Here is a 17,971-nt window from a genome sequence, read left to right on the forward strand (position 1 = left end):
GAGGAAATCCCACCAATGTCCCCCTTGAGGGGAGGGTGGACAGCCGCCGACGGCGGATGGACGTGAGGGGGCCTGCTCGAAGTGAGACGACCCCACCCGCCTCGCTTGGCGAGGCACCCTCCCCTCAAGGGGGAGGAAGGGCGCTCATCTTCGCGCCGATATCGCGCAAGAGCGCCTCATCGGCGGCTGTGCGTTTCTTCCTGGAGGCGACAAGGCAGGCCTGCGATCGCAGCACCACGCCATCAGCCAGCACCTTGAGGTGATTGGCGCGCAGCGTCGAACCGGTGGTGGTGATGTCGACGATGACGTCGGCCAGCCCTTGCGCCGGTGCGCCCTCGGTGGCGCCGAGGCTCTCGACGATGCGATAGACCTGGATGCCGTGCTTGAGCGAGAAGAACTGCTGGGTGAGCCGCCAGTATTTGGTGGCGATCCGGAGCCGCCTGCCGTGGCGCTGGCGGAAGTCGGCGGCGACATCGTCGAGGTCGGCCATGGTCTCGACGTCGAGCCAGATGTCGGGCACCGCCACCACGACATCGGCATGGCCGAAGCCAAGACGGGCGACGATCTCGGCGCGCGCTTCCCAATCGGCCAGGTTTTCGCGCAAAAGGTCCTCGCCGGTGATGCCGAGGTCGACAGAGCCCTGGCCGATCTCGCCGGCGATTTCCGACGCGGAGAGAAACGCGACCTCGACGGCCTCCATGCCCTCGATGCGGGCGCGGTATTTGCGCTCGTCGCCGGGCAGGCTGACGGTGAGGCCGGCCTTGGCCAGCACCTCCAGCGCCTGCTCCTTCAACCGGCCTTTCGACGGGAGAGCGAGCGTTATCATTCGGCCTTCTCCCGCAGCGCCTCGATGCGGTCGAGCCAGACCGAGAAGCCGACGCCGGGGATCGGCGTCTTCGCGCCGAGCAGAGTCAGCAGGCGGTCATAGCGGCCGCCGCCGGCCAGCGGCCTGTCGCCGCCTTCAGCCGCGATCTCGAAGACAAGTCCGGTATAGTAGTCGAGCGGACGGCCGAAGGCCGCGTCATAGCGAATGCCGGCAACCGGCAGGCCATGCGCCTCGATCGTACTGGCGCGAGCGGCGAAATTGTCCAGCGCCGCGCCCAGCGAGAGACCGGCAGAGGCCGCGAAGCTTTCGAGGGCCTGAGGTGCGCCATCGAGCGGCACATCGATCGCCAGAAACCCTTTCAAGGCCGAGAACGCCTCGTTCGATAGCCGCACGCTGCGCAATTCGGCCTTCTCGATCAGCCGCCGCGCAATGTCCGCGGGCGAGCGCCCGGCGGAAGCCGACAGGCCTGCCTCTTCCATGCCGGCGGCAATATGCGCGGCAAGACCCTCGACGTCGCCGTCGAGCACCAGCGTCGCGACCGAGCCGGCAAGCTGGCTGTTGCGCGGCGGGTTGGCGAGGTCGGCCAATGCCGCCTCCAGCATCGGCGCCGAGCCGAAGGCCCGCGCCAGCCGCATGCGCCAGCCGCGCGGCAAGCCAAGGGCTGCCAGCACCGCCTCGAAGACGGTCTGGTCGCCAAGCGTGACGGCCAGCGCCTGGCCTGGCAGCGCCAGCGTCAGCAGCGCGTGCGCATCGGCCAGCGAGCGGGCATCGGCGGCGGCGGTGTCGCGATCGCCGAGGTCCTCGATGCCGGCCTGGAAGAACTCGTTACCGCCCTCGCGGCGCTGGCGAAACACCTCGCCGAGATAGGAATAGCGGCGCGGCGTGCCCGCCTGGCTGGTGATGTGGTCCAGGCAGACGGGAATGGTGAATTCGGGCCTGAGACACAGCGTCTTGCCGGTCTCGCTCTCGGTGAGGAAGATGCGGCGGCGCAGGTCTTCGCCGGCCATGTCGAGGAACGGATCGGCCGGCTGCAGCACGGCGACCTCGACCGCGTGCGTGTCACGCGCGGCGAAGAGCTTGGCGATGTCGGCGGCGATGGCGGGGTAGCGGGAGATCATGGATAGGTTGGGCGCGAGGCACCCCCCTCTGGCCTGCCGGCCATCTCCCCCTCAAGGGGGGAGATCGGCAGCTTCGAGCGCCGCACCCTTACTCCAACACCGGAGATTTGCGAAACCACACGGGACATCCAATCTCCCCCTCTGAGGGGGAGATGTCCGGCAGGACAGAGGGGGTGTTCAAGCGCCACCCTTCGCGCGGTCGGCAGCCTGAGCCGCCAGGATCTTCTTCACCTCGGCAACCAACTCGCTCTCCGCCACCGTCACCTGCGCCGGGCGTGCGGCGCGCCATTCGGCGTTGTCGGTGATCTCCGCCGACATGCGGGCGCCTTCGATCAGGTCCTTGATCTGCAGCTCACCCCGGGAGCGCTCGTCGCCGCCCTGGATGATGGCGACCGGGCTGCCGCGGCGGTCGGCATATTTGAGCTGCGCCTTCATGCCGGCGCCGCCGAGATACATTTCCGAGCGGATGCCGGCCGCGCGCAGCTCCGCCACCATCTTCTGGTAGCGGCCGAGGCTTTCGGTGTCCTTGTCCATGACCAGAACGACGACCGGAGCGATGACGTCGGAGATGTCGAGCTTGCCGAGGTTCTTCAGCGCCGTCATCAGCCGGGAGACGCCGATCGAAAAGCCGGTCGCCGGCACCGGCTCGCCGCGGAAGCGCGAGACCAGCCCGTCATAACGGCCGCCGCCGCCAACCGAGCCGAAGCGCACGATCTGGCCGTCCTCGTTGGGGATTTCGGCCAGCAGCTCGGCTTCGAAGACGGGGCCGGTGTAGTATTCCAGGCCGCGCACGACGGAGCGGTCCATGGCGACGCGGTCTTCGCCATATCCTGCCGCTCTGACCAGAGCTTCGATCGTGGCAAGTTCGGCGACGCCTTCCTGGTAGACGGCGTTGGAACTGACGCTGGTATTCTGGCCAGCCTGTCCGTTCCTCGCCGTTGCAATCAGCACAGCTTCGGCCTGCGTGTCTTTCAGTCCGGCGCCCTTCGCGAAATCGCCTTCGCCTTCCTTGCCGCCATCCCAGCGCCCCGGACCAAGCAGGAGCCTCACGCCTTCCGGCCCGAGCTTGTCCAATTTGTCTATCGCGCGCAGCACCGTCAGCCGCCGCCCCGCATTCTCGTCACCGCCGAGGCCGATCGCCTCTAGCACGCCGTCGAGCACCTTGCGGTTGTTGACGCGAATGACGTAGTCGCCGCGCTTGATGCCGAGCGCTTCCATGACGTCGGCCATCATCATTGCCATCTCGGCGTCTGCCGCCACACCGGGCGTGCCGATCGTGTCGGCATCGAACTGCATGAACTGGCGGAAGCGGCCGGGTCCGGGTTTTTCGTTGCGGAACACCCAGCCGGAGCGGTAGCTGCGATAGGGTTTGGGCAGCTTGTCAAAATTCTCGGCGACGAAGCGTGCCGTCGGCGCGGTCAGGTCGTAGCGCAGCGACAGCCACTGGTCATCATCATCCTGGAAGGAAAAGACGCCTTCGTTCGGCCGGTCCTGGTCGGGCAGGAATTTGCCGAGCGCGTCGGTGTATTCGATCATCGGCTGGTCGACCGGCTCGAAGCCGTAGAGCTCATAGACGCCGCGGATGGTCGCCATCATCTTCTCGACGGCGCGGATGTCATCGGCGCCGCGGTCGGCAAACCCGCGCGGCAGCCGCGCTTTCGTCTTTTCCGATTTGTCGGCCATGGGATGGGGTCTTTTCGTTCGATAGATGCTGGCTGGTTGCGGGCGCGCGTGTCCTAGCCCATGCGGCTTGGAGCGGCAAGGGTTTGCACCTTCACGGAAACAAACGGCGCCCAAAGGAAACAATTCCGCCATCGGCGCGGCATCGTGTCGACACAATCGCAGCCGATAAAGCGCACCGAAAACAAAGAGTTCGGGGCTATGAGCACCACGGGACAATTCGACACCATCAACGGCGGCACGCGCGAACTGCCCATCCGGCTGCGCCCGGCCGACCACCAGGCGCCCGTGACGGTGAGCCAGGCAGCCGGGCCGTTCGAGGTGGATCCGCGCCGGGGCTCATCCATGCGTGATGCGCTGATGACCGGCCTGCTGGTGATCTATCCGGCTTTCGCCGCGCTGGCGGCGATCGTCGCCGGCCTGTTCCTCACCGGCGCCAGCGGCATCTAGTCTCGCAGGCGGGCGCTGCCCCTCATCCGCCCTTCGGGCACCTTCTCCCCGTGGAACGGGGAGAAGGAAGGTCCTACCTCGGCCGTTTGAACCTCTTCCGCTCCGCTTCCACTGCGTTGCGGCAGACGCATCCTTCGAGATGGTCGTTGACAAGGCCCATCGCCTGCATGAAGGCGTAGACGGTGGTCGGGCCGACGAAGCTCCAGCCCCGCTTCTTCAGCTCCTTCGAGATGCGGACCGAGACCGCCGTCGTCGGATTGGCGCGCAGATGGGCAAGGTCGACGATCTCCGGGCGCTCGCCCGCGCCCGGCTCGAACTTCCAGAACCAGGCCGCCAGCGAGCCGAACTCATCAACCATTTCGCGCGCCCGTTTGGCGTTGTTGATGGTCGAGACGATCTTGCCGCGATGGCGGATGATGCCGGCATTGCCGAGCAGGCGCTCGACATCCTTGTCGGTGAACTGAGCCACCTTGTCGAAGTCGAAGCCAGCGAAGGCCTCGCGGAAATTCTCGCGCTTGCGCAGGATGGTCAGCCAGGAAAGGCCGGACTGGAAGCCTTCGAGGCAGATCTTCTCGAACAGCCGCCGGTCGTCCACCACCGGCCGGCCCCACTCATGGTCGTGGTAGTGCAGATAGTCCGGCAGATTGCCATGCCAGAAGCAGCGCGCCTTGCCGTCAGGGCCGTCGAGCAGGCCGGCATTTTCAGTTCCCATTGCCAGAAATCCGTTCGTTAATGCGCCTCGGCGCCTGTTTTACCGTGGCTTTACCAGATTCCTGAACCGGCCGGTAACCACACCAAAAGGTTTACTGACACATCGGCATTTTACGCATTCCGATTCATGTTTCGGTTGCCGCTTCGCGCCAAGGATCGCGCAACCGGGGCGGTTTCGTGCCTCCGTCCGTTCGACGATCAAGGTGCGTTCCGATGAAGACAACGTTGGTTTCCCTGCTGGGTGCCGCGGCGGTTCTTGCCGCCGGCGCCACCGCCTCCAATGCCGATGACCGCTATGCCGACCGGCCGCCGGTGATGGTGAGCCCCGACCTTTCGGCGCCCTGGGTGCTGCAGCTTGGCCGCGCGCCTGGTATCGTGCGGCAGACCCGCCAGATGGTGCAGCAGCCGCAGCGGCGCTATCTGCAGGTCCAGCCCGACCAGCAGCGCACGGCGGCGGTGCAGCAGCCGGCCCGGCGCACGGCGATGCGGCCGCAGATCAACCCGATCTACCTGCCGCAGGAAGTCGCGTTCGACGGGCCGCAGAAACCAGGCACCATCGTCATCGATACGCACCAGAATTTCCTCTATCTGGTCGAGAAGGACGGCAAGGCGCGGCGCTACGGCGTCGGCACCGGCAAGCCGGGCTTCGAATGGTCGGGCACGCACAAGATCACCGACAAGCGCGTCTGGCCGGACTGGCGCCCGCCGGCGGTGATGATCAAGCGCGAGGCCGCCAAGGGCCGCTATCTGCCGACCTATCTGGCCGGCGGCGAGGAGAACCCGCTGGGCGCCCGTGCGCTTTATCTCGGCACGACGGAATACCGCATCCATGGCACCAACCAGCCATGGACGATCGGCGGCGCCGTATCTTCCGGCTGCATCCGCATGCGCAACGAGGACGTCGTCGACCTCTACGAGCGCGTCAATGTCGGAACGACGGTGGTGGTGATATAGGGACTGCGAATCTATCGGTCAGGCAGCGCCGACTAATTTTGGCGCCAGCTGTTGCTCCCAAGCCATAGCGCATATTCGGGAGACGTGCTTAGACTGGCAACGAGTTAACGGGGGACGGGCCGTGTGGGGATGCGGCCGGTCACGAAAGGGCAGCACGGGAAACCGCGCTGCCCTTTCGCCTTTCGAGGCAAAACGCGTCGCGCTGAAGGCAGAGCGTTTCGTTTTCGGAGGCTGATTTCCCGGACGGCCTCTGCTATTGCAGCGCACAATTCCCGACGCCAAAGGTCAGCCATGTCCCGGTCCGACGACAGCCGCTATCTCAAGGGTGGGCCGGTGGCCCAGCGCATCATCGCCTCCGTGCGCGAGGACGCCGCGATCGCCACAGCCGAGGGGTTTCCGCCAAAGCTGGTGTCGATCACCGTCGGCGACACCGCCGCAGTCGATGTCTATGTGCGCAACCAGCGCGCCAAGGCGGAACTGGCCGGCATCGGCTTCGAAGAGCGGCGCTTTGCCGCCGACATCACCGCCGGCGAACTGGAGGCCGCGATCCACGGCCTCAATGCCGATCCACGCGTCACCGGCATCATCATCCAGCGGCCGGTGCCGGTGCACATCCCGATCAAGACGCTGCAGGCGGCGGTGCATCCGCTGAAAGACGTCGAGGGCATGCATCCGGCCTCGATCGGCAATATCGTCTACAACCAGCTCGATCTGGCGCCCTGCACGGCGGCCGCCTCGGTCGAGCTCTTGAAGGAGACCGGCCTCGACCTCAAGGGGCTCGAGGTGGTCGTCGTCGGCCATTCCGAGATCGTCGGCAAGCCGATCGCCTTCCTCTTGATGAGCGAGGGCGCGACGGTGACGGTCTGCCATCACATGACGCGTTCGGTGGCAGCACACGCGCGGCGCGCCGACGCACTGTTCGTCGCCGTCGGCAAGCCGCGCCTGATCAAGGCAGATATGGTGAAGCCGGGCGCCGCCGTCATCGACATCGGCATCAATTCCGAGATCGGACCGGACGGCGAGAGCCGCATAGTCGGCGACGTCGACACCGACAGCGTCAAAGAGGTCGCCTCCTGGATCACGCCGGTGCCGGGCGGCGTCGGGCCGATCACGGTGGCGATCCTGCTGCGCAACACGATGGTGGCGCTCAGCCGCCAGCGCGCGCTCTACCACGCGACCTACGGCGTGGCGGACAAGCTGGCGGCGGAGTAGCGCGGTCACACGCCCGAGGCTATTACGTCAACCAAGCCGTTTCCAATTTTTGCAGACACGCCAATTGTCGAAGCTGGCGCCGCCCCTCATCGCCCGCCGGGCACTTCTCCCCGTATAGTGACGGGGAGAAGGGGCTGGTGTCCGAACCGGATAGATAGGTAACAGAATGGACCGATTGCATAGGTGACAGTTTTCTCCCTCGCCGGAGGACCCGGCGATGGTTTGGCGAGAGACTGGCATCATGGACGAGCGGCTTCGTTTTGTAGTGGATTGCCTTTCTGGCGAAGAGACGATGAGCGAGCTTTGTGCGGCCTACGGAATTTCGCGCAAGATCGGCTATAAATGGCTGGGTCGCTACCGGGAGTTTGGCCCGGAAGGTTTGCACGATCGGCCGCGAGCGCCGCTCAATCATGGCCGTGCGACAGCCCTTGATCTTGTCGAGCGGATCGTGGCGGCGAAGGAGACGCATCCGCTGTGGGGGCCCAAGAAGATCGTGGCGCGGCTCAAGCGCGCGGCTCCCGACTTGATCTGGCCGTCGGCCTCGACGGCAGGCGCTATCCTTGCACGGCATGGGCTTGTCAGCGCCCGCAAGCGGACCCGGCTGCGGGCCTGCGGCAATGGACCTTGGCCGGAGCCGCAAGGGCCGAACGCGGTGTGGACCGGCGATCACAAGGGCTGGTTCCGGACCCGTGACGGGTGGCGTTGCGAACCGTTGACGGTGATGGATGCGTCGAGCCGCTACTTGCTGGCGCTCGAAGCGACCGGCTCGACGGCGGATGCCGAGGCCTGGCCGGTATTCGAGCGGCTGTTTGAGGAGCATGGCCTGCCGGACCGGTTCCGAAGCGACAATGGCCCGCCCTTCGCGTCGGCCGGTGTCACCGGGCTGACACCGCTTGCGGTGCGCTTCATCAAACTCGGCATCGCCCTGGAGCGGATCGCGCCCGGCAAACCCCAGCAGAACGGGCGCCACGAGCGCTTTCATCTGACCCTGTTGCCGCTGGCCGAGGCACCGGAGGCCGACAGGGCGACCCAGGGCCACGCCTTCGAGGCCTTCCGGCGCAGCTACAATGAAGAACGTCCCCATGAGGCGCTAGGCATGGACACTCCAGCCCAGCATTACAGATCCTCCCGGCGCGCCATGCCGACGATGCCGCCCGAGCCTGATTATCCGGCCGAGGCCGCGGTCCGTCATGTACGCCACAATGGCGAGATCAGGTGGAACGGCGGCTTCGTCTATGTCTCGCAGGCACTGGTTGGTGAAGCTGTCGCGGCCGCCCAAACCGAGGATGGTCAATGGGCTCTTTCCTTCCATGCACACCAGCTCGGCATCATCGACACAAGGCGTATGACGCTTGTCCGCTGCAGCGCCGCGCTAACCAATCCGCTTGGCGCTGCAGCGGACAAATAGGGGGAGAACTGTTACCTATGTATCCGGTTCAAACTGTTACCCATCTATCGGCTGGACACTGGCTGCGACGGCGGCGACCCTCTTGCAACGCAGGTGATTGGCGAAATCAGCCATGACAGCGCCCCTCTCCCCGTCACTATACGGGGAGAGGACGCCGGCAGGCAGGTGAGGGGCAGCGCCGACAGTCCGAAGAATTATCTGGCCAAGTCGAAACCTGGAGGAACTGCATCACTCTGCCGCGACCATCGTCGAGTCGGCAACGCCTTCCGGCTTCGGGCCGCCATAGGCCCAGTCGAGCAGCTTGATCGTGTGCACCACCGGCAGTTTCGCGGCGGAGGCGATCTGGGTGATGCAGCCTATGTTGCCGGTGGCGACGATTTCGGCGCCGGTCGACTCGATGTTTTTCACCTTGCGGTCGCGCAGTTTTGCCGAGATCTCGGGCTGCAGGATGTTGTAGGTGCCAGCCGAGCCGCAACAAAGATGCCCTTCGCGCGGCTCGCGCACGACAAAGCCCGCCCTGGCCAGCAGCTCCTTCGGCTGCCGGGTGATCTTCTGGCCGTGCTGCATCGAGCAGGCCGAATGATAGGCGACGACAGTGCCGGGCTTGCGCAGCGGTTCGGGCAGGTCGAGACCGGCCAGATATTCGGTGATGTCCTTGGCCAGCGCCGAGACCCGCGCGGCCTTTTCGGCATAGGCCGGATCGAGGCGCAGCATGAAGCCGTAGTCCTTGATCGTGGTGCCGCAGCCCGATGCGGTGATGACGATAGCATCGAGCCCGCCCTGGTCGATGGCGCGCGTCCAGGCGTCGACGTTCCGCCTCGCCGAGGCAAGGGCTGCCTCCTCGCGGCCCATATGGTGGACGAGCGCGCCGCAGCAGCCCTCGCCTTCCGGCACCACGACATCGACGCCGAGCCTTGTCAGCAGCGAGATGGCCGTCTCGTTGATGGCCGGATCGAGCACCGACTGCGCGCAACCGGTCAGGATGGCAACGCGGCCCTTGCGCGTGCCCTGCCCGGCGTGCACGCCAGGCAAGGCCATTGCCGACACCGCCGGGATCGAGGATGGCGCGAGCCTGAGCATGGCGGCGACAGGCTTTAGCGCCGGCAGCTTTTCGAACAGGCCGATGAACGGCCTGCCGAGCCCGGCCAGCTTCAATGCCGCACGGAAGCGCGAGGGATAGGGCAGCACGAAAGCCAGCATGGCGCGCGTCAGCCGGTCGAGCAGCGGCCGCTTGTAAGTTTGCTGGATATGGGCGCGAGCATGGTCGACCAGATGCATGTAATTGACGCCCGAAGGGCATGTCGTCATGCAGGCGAGGCAGGACAGGCAGCGGTCGATATGGGTGACGATCTCCTTGTCGGCCGGCCGGCCGTTCTCGAGCATGTCCTTGATGAGATAAATCCGCCCGCGCGGCGAATCCAGCTCATTGCCCAAGGTCACATAGGTCGGGCAGGTGGCGGTGCAGAAGCCGCAATGCACGCATTTGCGCAGGATCTTTTCCGATTCCGCGACGTGCGGATCGGCAAGCTGGGCGGCTGAGAAGTTGGTCTGCACCGGGGAGTCCTATTGTCCGAGGAGCCAGCTTTGCGGGTTCTTGACCGGCTCGCCGCGCTGCAGCGCCTGCAGCCCGAGGATGCAGCGGGCGATGAACCAGACAGCAGCGGCAAACATCAGCAGGAAGCCGATCACGAGCATCATAAGGACCACGGAGATCAGCGCGTAGAGCAAACCGATCCAGAAGGTCCTGATCAGGAAGGTGTAGTGGCTTTCGACGAAGCCGCCAGCCTTGCCGCGGTTGATGTAGGCAAGCACGATGCCGACAATGCCGGTGACGCCAATGACGAGGCCGGCGAGATAGAGAATGTAGATGACCAGGGCGTTGGTCGAACCTGGCTCCAGCCAGCGATCGGTCTGGCGCGGTCCGCCGCCCGGGCCTTGATTGATGTTGCTCATTGTGCTGCTCCTTCCGATGAGTGTGCCAGAGTAGCAGAGCTGGAACCCGGCGCCATTCGACCGGGGTTGAGGATATGCTTGGGGTCGAACTCGGCCTTCAGCCGCGCCGACAGCGCCGCCAGATGCGGTGGCTGCGGCTCGAACACCGGCAGAGCGGCGCGATGCGCGGGTGCGGCGCGCACCAGCGTCGCGTGGCCGCCGCCATGCTTGCGGATCAGGCCGCGCAGCAGGTCGGCCTCGGGATCGTTCTCGCGCATCGACAGCCAGACCAGACCGCCCTGCCAATCGTAGAAAGCGTCGACCGCCGCCTGCATGCGCAGGGCCATCACCATGTGATGCGCCTGCGACGGCGCCATCGACACACGCCATACCGGTCTCGCGCCGCCATCGGCGAAGGGTATGCAATCGCGGATATCGCGCCAGATGGCCTTCGACGCCTCGCCGGCGATCTCCTCCAGTGGCCCTGCTTTGCCAAGCAGCTGCTTCAATGCCTCGATGCGATAGACAACGGAAGGGCCAAAACCCTCGACGCGCAGCAGCGTCGCGGCATCGCTGCCATGCTTGCCGGTAGCGACGCGCGCTGTGATGCGCTCAGGCAGGTGCGCGGCGCTCGACACTTCGGCGCTGGAGCCAAGTGCCAGCGCCATGGCGGCCGTCGCCGCCTCGTCGAGCAGGCCACGGATGGCGAGCGTCACCTCGGTCTCCGCCGCCGGCAGCACCTTGAAGGTGACGTCGGTCAGCACGGCGAGCGTGCCCCAGCTTCCCGCCATCAGCTTGGAGAGATCGTAGCCGGTGACGTTCTTGACGACGCGGCCGCCGGACTTGAAGGCCTCGCCGCGACCCGAGATGGCGCCGACGCCGAGGATGTGGTCGCGCGCCGCGCCAGCCTTCAGCCGGCGCGGGCCGGACAGATTCGCCGCAAGCACGCCGCCGATCGTGCCTTTGCCCGGCTCGCCGCCGAGCAGTCGGCCATAGTCCATCGGCTCGAAGGCGAATTGCTGGCCGTTCTCGGCAAGCAGCCTCTCGATCTCGGCAAGCGCCGTGCCGGCTTTGGCCGACAGCACCAATTCGGCTGGCTCGTAGAGGGTGATACCGGTGAGCTTCGACAGGCCGAGCGTGTGTTCCGCTTGCAGCGGACGACCGATGCCGCGCTTGGAACCATGCCCGAGGATCTCCAACGGCGCCTCTTCCGCTGCAGCCCATTGAATGGTGGAGAGGACTTCGGCGGATGAGATTGGGGTGAAGGTTGTCATCGGAGAGCGCCTTTCCTCGCCCCCGCAAAGCGGGGGAGAGGTGGCTCGGGCGTAGCCCAAGACGGAGATAGGCCGCGTTCCTGCGCCGTCATGCGAAATTGGCCCCCATCAAAACCTCGGAATGTCCGGAAACGCCACCTGCCCGCGATGCACATGCATCCGCCCCAGCTCGGCGCAGCGGCGGAGCTGCGGGAAGACCTTGCCGGGGTTGAGCAGGTGGTTGGGGTCGAAGGCGCATTTGACCCTCATCTGCTGGTCGAGGTCGACCTGGTTGAACATTTCCGGCATCAGGTCGCGTTTTTCGACGCCGACGCCATGCTCGCCGGTCAGCACGCCGCCAACCTGGACACAGAGGCGCAGGATGTCGGCGCCGAAGCTTTCGGCCTTGTCCAGCTCGCCCGGCACGTTGGCGTCGTAGAGGATCAGCGGGTGCAGGTTGCCGTCGCCGGCGTGGAAGACGTTGGCGACTCCGAGCCCGTATTTCTCCGACAGGTCGCGCATGCCGGCGAGCACGCGCGGCAGTTCCTTGCGCGGTATGGTGCCGTCCATGCAGTAATAGTCGGGCGAGATGCGGCCGACCGCCGGGAAGGCCGCCTTGCGGCCGGCCCAGAAGCTCAGCCGCTCCTGCTCCGACTGCGAGATGCGGCAGGTGGTCGAGCCGTTCCTGTAGGCGATCGCCTCGACGAGGCCGATCAGGTGGTCGACCTCGACGCCCGGTCCGTCGAGCTCGACGATCAGCAGCGCCTCGACGTCGAGCGGATAACCGGCATGGACGAAATCCTCCGCGGCGTGGATCGCCGGGCGGTCCATCATCTCCATGCCGCCGGGGATGATGCCGGCGCCGATGATGTCGGCGACGCACTGGCCGCCCTGCTCGCTGGTCGGAAAGCCGATCAGGAGAGCGCGCGCCGTCTCCGGCTTCTTCAGGATGCGCACGGTGACCTCGCTGACGACGCCGAGCAGGCCCTCGGAGCCAGTCATGACGCCGAGCAGATCATAGCCCTCGGCGTCGAGATGCCGACCGCCCAGCCGCACCACCTCGCCATTCATCAAGACCATCTCGATGCCCAGCACATTGTTGGCGGTCAGCCCGTATTTCAGGCAATGCACGCCGCCGGAATTCTCCGCCACGTTGCCGCCGATCGAGCAGGCGATCTGGGAGGATGGATCAGGGGCGTAATAAAAGCCCTCCTGCTCGACGGCGGTGGTGATGCCGAGATTGGTGACGCCCGGTTGGGCGACGACAACTCGATTGGGAAAGTCGATCTCCAGGATGCGGTTGAAGCGGCTCATGACCAGCAGCACGGCATCCTCGAGCGGCAGCGCGCCGCCCGAGAGCGATGTGCCGGAGCCGCGCGGCACGACGCGGATGTTGCGATCGTTGCAGTATTTGAGCACCCGCGAGACCTGCGCCACCGTTTCCGGCAGCACCACGACCAGGGGCAACTGCCGGTAGGCGGTGAGACCGTCGCTCTCGAAGGCGCGCATTTCATTGGCCGTGTCGACCACGCCCTCGCCCGGCACGATGATGCGCATGTCGGCGACGATCTCGGCGCGCCGGCGAATGGTGGCGGCATCTGGCTTCGGCATGGCAAGGCCGGGCATGGGCTGCCTCTTCGCTTTACTGGTCAAAATCTTTTACCAGTGAAGCGCGTCAGTTGCAAACTCTGCATTGATCGAGATCGAGTGCCGGACGCTTCCGCAGCGGCAATCTGCCGCTGCGCCCTAATCTCCCCCTCGAGGGGGGAGATGGCCGCGAAGCGGTCAGAGGGGGTCCTAGCGCGTGAAATGCCAACGCTGTCTGACGTCGCGAAGAGCGTCGGCGCCCCACGCGAGGCGACCCCCTCTGTCGCCTTCGGAGACATCTCCCCTCAAGGGGGAGATTATTCTCCCGGATGTTTCGCCGGCTCGGAGTGCATGCGCCGCACGCGGCGCACGCCCCACCAGACAAGCAGGATGGCGACCGGCACCGCGGCGGCGGTGACGACTTCGGGCGCAAAGGCATGGCCGAAGATCGAGGCGCCCTTGGCGAGATAGGAGATGAGGCCGACGACGTAATAGGAAACGGCGGCGACGGAAAGGCCTTCGACCGTCTGCTGCAGGCGCAGTTGCAGGCGGGCGCGGTTGTTCATCGAGGCCAGCAGGTCGCGGTTCTGCTTCTCGACCTCGACATCGACCCAGGTGCGCAGGAGCGTGGTGGCCCGGGTGAGTTTGCGCGACAGGTTGGCCTGCCGCTCCTCGACCGAGCGGCAGGTGCGCATGGCCGGCGCCATGCGCCGCTGCAGGAAGCCGGCCCAGGTGTCGTAGCCGGACACCGGCTCTTCCTCCAATGCCTCGAGTCGCTCGACGACAATGCCGTCATAGGCGCGGCTGGCGCCGAAGCGATAGAGGCTGGAGGCGGCATCCGCCTCCAATTCGGCGGCCAGCTCGGTCAGGTCGGCAAGCAGCGTCTGGCTGTCCCGGGTCTCCGCCCCCTTCATTTCCAGCGTGGTCTGCGCCAGCCGGTCCTCGATGCGGCGGGCGCGGCCGGAGAGCGTCAGCGCCAGCGGCAGGCCGAGCATGGCCAGCGTCCGGTAGGTCTCGATGTCGATCAGCCGCTGCGACAGCGCGCCGGTGCTGGCCGGCGTCAGGCCCCGATCGAGCACCAGCATGCGTGTCAGGCCGTCGCCGTCCTGGCGGAAGTCCGTGACAATGGCGGCATTGCCGCGCCCGACCAGCGAGTAGCACAGGCTGGTCGGGTCGAAATCGGCGATCAGTCTTTCGCTGGCCTGCGTCCATTTGCGGATCTCGAGCCTGATCCCGGATATGACCGTGCCCGGCGGCGAAAACCCGTTGCCAAAAGGCGAATCCTCCTGCGATCCGGCGCTTTCGGCAAGCGGCCCTTCCCACAGGTAGGTCGAGAATTCCGTGTGCCGTTCCCAGCGCAACGAGCCCTTGCCCCACTTCATGGCATGGTGGCGGGCCTGGCGGTCGGGGGCGGCGATGCCAAGGCGTCGCGACATCTCCGAAAGCACCGCGTGGTCGACGCCGGAGCCGCCTTCGGTCATGAAGGAAAGCTGGATCAGCACGCGCGGCTTCTCGATCAGCGGATGCGGCCTGGCATGGACCTCGCCCAGCGCGCCGGAGCGCCCTCCATGCGCCGGAAAACCCATGACGCTGCCCTGGGCGCGTGGCTGGAATTCGAGATTGGACGTCTCGTCCGACACGGCCGGTCCCCCTGTTCTTGACCCTGCGTGTATCGGCGTCCTCTAGGACCAATCGCCGGGAGACGCAAACGGCAAAGTTTAGCTGAAGGCGATATAGGGCGGCGACGCCGAACCGGACCAAACCGAACGAATTGGATAAATAATTTGACCAGTTGGCGACACAGGCTTTAATCTGAACGTCAACCGCTTCTTTTCCCAGGCACCCCGTTGAGCGATATTTTCTCCAGGATCGAGCATTCGCGCACCGCCGACGAGGTGGTGCAGCAGATCGAGAGCCTGATCCTGGAAGGCGTGTTGCGCACCGGTGACCGGCTGCCGGGCGAGCGCGAGCTGGCGCGCCAGTTCGACGTGTCACGGCCGATCCTGCGCGACGCGCTGAAGGCGCTGGAGGGGCGTGGGCTGCTGACGACCAAGGCCGGCGGTGGCACTCATGTCGCCGACGTCATCGGCCAGCTGTTCACCAAGCCGGTGACCGACCTCATCTCGATGCACCGCAAGGCGGTGACCGACTATCTGGAGTATCGCCGCGAGATCGAGGCGGTCGCCGCCGAATACGCGGCGCGGCGCGCCACGCCGGAAGACCTTACGCTGCTCGACAGCATCATGGCGCGCATGGACGAGGCGCACCGCACCGGCGATTTCGACGACGAGGCCGAGATCGACATCGAGTTCCACCACGCCATCTCGGAATGCGCGCACAACATCATCCTGCTGCATACGCTGCGCTCCTGCTACCGGCTGTTGTCGGAAGGTGTGTTCCAGAACCGGCTTCTGGTGTTCAGCGTGCCCGGCGCGCGCGAGGCCCTGCTTCACCAGCACCGGGCGATCTATGCGGCGATCAAGGCCGGCGATCCGGCGGCTGCCCGGCAAGCGGCCATGGACCACATCTCCTATGTCGAGCGCTCGATGCTCGAGGCCGAACGCAGCGGCGACTGGCAGCGCGTGTCACGGCTGAGGCTGAGACAGCGCTCCGACGCCGGCGACGGCGCCAAGACAACGAATTAGCGAACACCCAGCGGGAAAGACCATGAGCGACATCCTCACCATTGCCGATCTGAAGGACCTGGCGCGCCGCCGCGTGCCGAAGATGTTCTTCGACTACGCCGATTCCGGCGCCTGGACCGAAAGCACATACCGCGCCAACGAGGAGGATTTCCAGAAGATCAAGTTCCGCCAGCGCGTGCTGGTCGATATGAGCAACCGCTCGCTGGAAACGAGCATGATCGGAGAGAAGGTGGCGATGCCGGTGGCGCTGGCGCCAACCGGCCTGACCGGCATGCAGCACGCGGATGGCGAGATGCTGGCGGCGCAGGCGGCGGAAGAGTTCGGTGTGCCGTTCACGCTGTCGACGATGAGCATTTGCTCGATTGAGGATGTCGCCTCGGTGACGAAGAGGCCGTTCTGGTTCCAGCTCTACGTGCTGCGCGACAAGGACTTTGTCCTCAACCTGATCGATAGGGCGAAGGCGGCGAAATGCTCGGCGCTGGTGCTGACGCTCGACCTGCAGATCCTCGGCCAGCGCCACAAGGATGTCCGCAACGGGCTGTCGGCGCCGCCCAAGATGACGCTCGCCAACATCATCGACCTGGCGCTCAAGCCGCGCTGGTGTCTGGGCATAGCCGGCACCAAGCGCCGCACCTTCCGCAACATCGTCGGCCATGCCAAGGGGGTCGGCGACGTCTCTTCGCTGTCGTCGTGGACGACGGAGCAGTTCGACCCGCAACTGTCGTGGAAGGATGTCGCCTGGATCAAGGAGCGCTGGGGAGGCAAGCTGATCCTGAAGGGCATCCTCGACAAGGAGGACGCGCTGATGGCGGCCCAGACCGGCGCCGACGCGATCGTCGTTTCCAACCATGGCGGACGCCAACTCGACGGCGCCGCCTCGTCGATCGAGGTGCTGGAGGAGATCGCCGACGCCGTCGGCGACAGGATCGAGGTGCACATGGATGGCGGCATCCGCTCGGGCCAGGACGTGCTCAAGGCGCTCTGCCTCGGCGCCAAGGGCACCTATATCGGCCGTCCCTTCCTCTACGGCCTCGGCGCCATGGGCAAGGACGGGGTCACCAAGGCGCTGGAGATCATCCGCAAGGAAATGGACATCACGCTGGCACTGTGCGGTAAGCGTTTGGTAACCGACATGGGCAAGGACCAGCTGAGGCGCTAGGGCCTATTCACCTATCCGCCCTAGTTTCCCGTGATGATCGATACGGGAAGACGCTCACCGTGACCGAAACCGGCATCCACTATCTCGACGCGCGCGGGCCGGAAGGCATGCGGCTCTGCGCCATCGGCGACGTGCATGGCCGGCTCGACCTCCTGGCCGCCATGCACCGCCGGATCGAAAGCGAGCTCGAATACAAGCCGACCGCTGACTGGCGTGCCATCCATCTCGGCGACTATGCCGACCGTGGGCCGGACTCCAGGGGTGTGATCGATTTCCTGATCGACGCGCAGAAGCGCGACCCGCGCCACCTGATGCTCGCCGGCAACCATGACATCGGCTTTCTCGACTTTCTCGCCGAACCCGATCCGGACGGCCTGTTCATGCGCTATGGCGGCGTCCAGACGGCGCAGTCCTATGGCGTTGATCTGGTCGCGGACGCGCGCTGGTTCGGCAAGGCAGAGACGGTACGGAAAGGACACGCGGCCCTGATCGAGGCCGTACCGCAAGCCCATGTCGATTTCCTGCGCTCACTGCCGTTTTCCGTGGCCTTCGGCGACTTCTTCTTCTGCCATGCCGGCATCCGGCCAGGCGTGCCGCTCGAAAGCCAGAGTCCGCAGGACCTGATCTGGATTCGCGATGCCTTTCACGATCACCCCGGCCTTTATCCGAAGGTGATCGTGCATGGGCACACACCGGTGCCGGAGGCCGAAATCATGGCCAACCGCGTCAATGTCGACACGCTCGCCTGGCATTCGGGAACGCTCAGCGCGCTCGTTGTCGACGGCGCGGAAAAGCGCATCCTGACGGTCGAAGGGCGGCCGTTCCAGTCATGATCCCGACTATGGGATCAGCTTTCCGTTTGTCGGGAAGGACCAGGCTTCAGCGAAGGGCGGCGGTGACGCCGTAGCCGTCGACGGCCTGATGATTGTTGGCGGCGTCGGCCGAATAGATGCCGAGGCCGCACAGGACGATGGCAGACAGCATAACAAAGGACAAAAGCGCTGCTTTCACGGACGTCATCTCTGGTTGAGCTTCC

The 17,971-nt window shown here is 65.7% G+C and carries 17 protein-coding genes; 7 read left to right on the forward strand and 10 right to left on the reverse strand.

Translation table 11 applies throughout. From position 1 onward, the window contains the following. Positions 1 to 124 precede the first annotated feature (124 nt). The 3 genes from hisG to hisS form a co-directional block, all read right to left on the reverse strand. Positions 125 to 826, reverse strand: coding sequence for an ATP phosphoribosyltransferase (hisG, locus tag EJ073_RS14900; RefSeq protein WP_126056397.1), 702 nt, complete (start codon positions 824 to 826; stop codon positions 125 to 127). Then, complete coding sequence (locus tag EJ073_RS14905) at positions 823 to 1,944, reverse strand: ATP phosphoribosyltransferase regulatory subunit (protein ID WP_126056398.1); 1,122 nt, start codon at positions 1,942 to 1,944, stop codon at positions 823 to 825. Before EJ073_RS14905 ends, hisG begins: the two co-directional genes overlap by 4 nt. 177 nt (positions 1,945 to 2,121) lie before the next feature. Then, entirely contained in the window at positions 2,122 to 3,627 is a 1,506-nt protein-coding gene (gene hisS, locus EJ073_RS14910; protein ID WP_126056399.1) for a histidine--tRNA ligase, read from the reverse strand. A 198-nt stretch (positions 3,628 to 3,825) separates the two neighbouring features. Between hisS and EJ073_RS14915 the strand changes: the two genes are divergently transcribed. Then, positions 3,826 to 4,074, forward strand: a complete 249-nt coding sequence (locus tag EJ073_RS14915; protein WP_126056400.1) for a hypothetical protein — start codon at positions 3,826 to 3,828, stop codon at positions 4,072 to 4,074. Positions 4,075 to 4,147: 73 nt separating this feature from the next. Here EJ073_RS14915 and EJ073_RS14920 read toward each other — a convergent pair whose 3' ends face one another. Then, positions 4,148 to 4,786: a DNA-3-methyladenine glycosylase I gene (locus EJ073_RS14920; RefSeq protein WP_126056401.1), complete on the reverse strand. Its 639-nt coding sequence runs from the start codon at positions 4,784 to 4,786 to the stop codon at positions 4,148 to 4,150. A 212-nt stretch (positions 4,787 to 4,998) separates the two neighbouring features. On the opposite strand from EJ073_RS14920, the gene EJ073_RS14925 reads away from it, so the two are divergent. From EJ073_RS14925 to EJ073_RS14935, 3 genes are all read left to right on the forward strand, one after another. Continuing rightward, entirely contained in the window at positions 4,999 to 5,739 is a 741-nt protein-coding gene (locus EJ073_RS14925; protein WP_126056402.1) for a L,D-transpeptidase, read from the forward strand. Between the two features lie 291 nt (positions 5,740 to 6,030). Then, the gene (locus EJ073_RS14930; RefSeq protein WP_126056403.1) at positions 6,031 to 6,951 is read left to right on the forward strand and encodes a bifunctional 5,10-methylenetetrahydrofolate dehydrogenase/5,10-methenyltetrahydrofolate cyclohydrolase; all 921 of its coding nucleotides are present in this window, start codon (positions 6,031 to 6,033) and stop codon (positions 6,949 to 6,951) included. A 217-nt stretch (positions 6,952 to 7,168) separates the two neighbouring features. Continuing rightward, positions 7,169 to 8,359 (forward strand): integrase core domain-containing protein, encoded by a 1,191-nt coding sequence (locus tag EJ073_RS14935; RefSeq protein WP_126056404.1) that lies wholly within the window; start codon positions 7,169 to 7,171, stop codon positions 8,357 to 8,359. Positions 8,360 to 8,587: 228 nt separating this feature from the next. Here EJ073_RS14935 and glcF read toward each other — a convergent pair whose 3' ends face one another. The 5 genes from glcF to EJ073_RS14960 form a co-directional block, all read right to left on the reverse strand. Then, positions 8,588 to 9,913 (reverse strand): glycolate oxidase subunit GlcF, encoded by a 1,326-nt coding sequence (glcF, locus tag EJ073_RS14940; RefSeq protein ID WP_126056405.1) that lies wholly within the window; start codon positions 9,911 to 9,913, stop codon positions 8,588 to 8,590. A gap of 9 nt (positions 9,914 to 9,922) precedes the next feature. Next, entirely contained in the window at positions 9,923 to 10,312 is a 390-nt protein-coding gene (locus tag EJ073_RS14945) for a DUF4870 domain-containing protein (protein WP_126056406.1), read from the reverse strand. Beyond that, positions 10,309 to 11,565, reverse strand: a complete 1,257-nt coding sequence (locus tag EJ073_RS14950; protein ID WP_126056407.1) for an FAD-binding protein — start codon at positions 11,563 to 11,565, stop codon at positions 10,309 to 10,311. The genes EJ073_RS14945 and EJ073_RS14950 overlap by 4 nt, the downstream gene beginning before the upstream one ends. A 108-nt stretch (positions 11,566 to 11,673) precedes the next feature. Next, positions 11,674 to 13,170, reverse strand: a complete 1,497-nt coding sequence (locus tag EJ073_RS14955; protein ID WP_126056408.1) for an FAD-linked oxidase C-terminal domain-containing protein — start codon at positions 13,168 to 13,170, stop codon at positions 11,674 to 11,676. A 278-nt stretch (positions 13,171 to 13,448) separates the two neighbouring features. Continuing rightward, complete coding sequence (locus EJ073_RS14960; RefSeq protein ID WP_126056409.1) at positions 13,449 to 14,771, reverse strand: DUF3422 family protein; 1,323 nt, start codon at positions 14,769 to 14,771, stop codon at positions 13,449 to 13,451. Between the two features lie 207 nt (positions 14,772 to 14,978). Here EJ073_RS14960 and EJ073_RS14965 point away from each other — a divergent pair, with 207 nt between their 5' ends. From EJ073_RS14965 to EJ073_RS14975, 3 genes are read left to right on the forward strand one after another with little or no spacing between them, the layout of a single operon-like run. Further along, positions 14,979 to 15,776: an FCD domain-containing protein gene (locus EJ073_RS14965; RefSeq protein ID WP_126056410.1), complete on the forward strand. Its 798-nt coding sequence runs from the start codon at positions 14,979 to 14,981 to the stop codon at positions 15,774 to 15,776. A gap of 22 nt (positions 15,777 to 15,798) precedes the next feature. Beyond that, positions 15,799 to 16,935, forward strand: a complete 1,137-nt coding sequence (locus EJ073_RS14970) for an alpha-hydroxy acid oxidase (protein WP_126056411.1) — start codon at positions 15,799 to 15,801, stop codon at positions 16,933 to 16,935. Between the two features lie 59 nt (positions 16,936 to 16,994). Beyond that, the gene (locus tag EJ073_RS14975) at positions 16,995 to 17,768 is read left to right on the forward strand and encodes a metallophosphoesterase family protein (protein WP_126056412.1); all 774 of its coding nucleotides are present in this window, start codon (positions 16,995 to 16,997) and stop codon (positions 17,766 to 17,768) included. Positions 17,769 to 17,814: 46 nt separating this feature from the next. On the opposite strand, the gene EJ073_RS14980 is transcribed toward EJ073_RS14975, so the two are convergent. Beyond that, the gene (locus EJ073_RS14980) at positions 17,815 to 17,955 is read right to left on the reverse strand and encodes a hypothetical protein (RefSeq protein ID WP_006206855.1); all 141 of its coding nucleotides are present in this window, start codon (positions 17,953 to 17,955) and stop codon (positions 17,815 to 17,817) included. Positions 17,956 to 17,971: the final 16 nt, after the last annotated feature.

The sequence above is a fragment of the Mesorhizobium sp. M4B.F.Ca.ET.058.02.1.1 genome (assembly GCF_003952505.1).
In the GTDB taxonomy this organism is placed as follows: domain Bacteria; phylum Pseudomonadota; class Alphaproteobacteria; order Rhizobiales; family Rhizobiaceae; genus Mesorhizobium.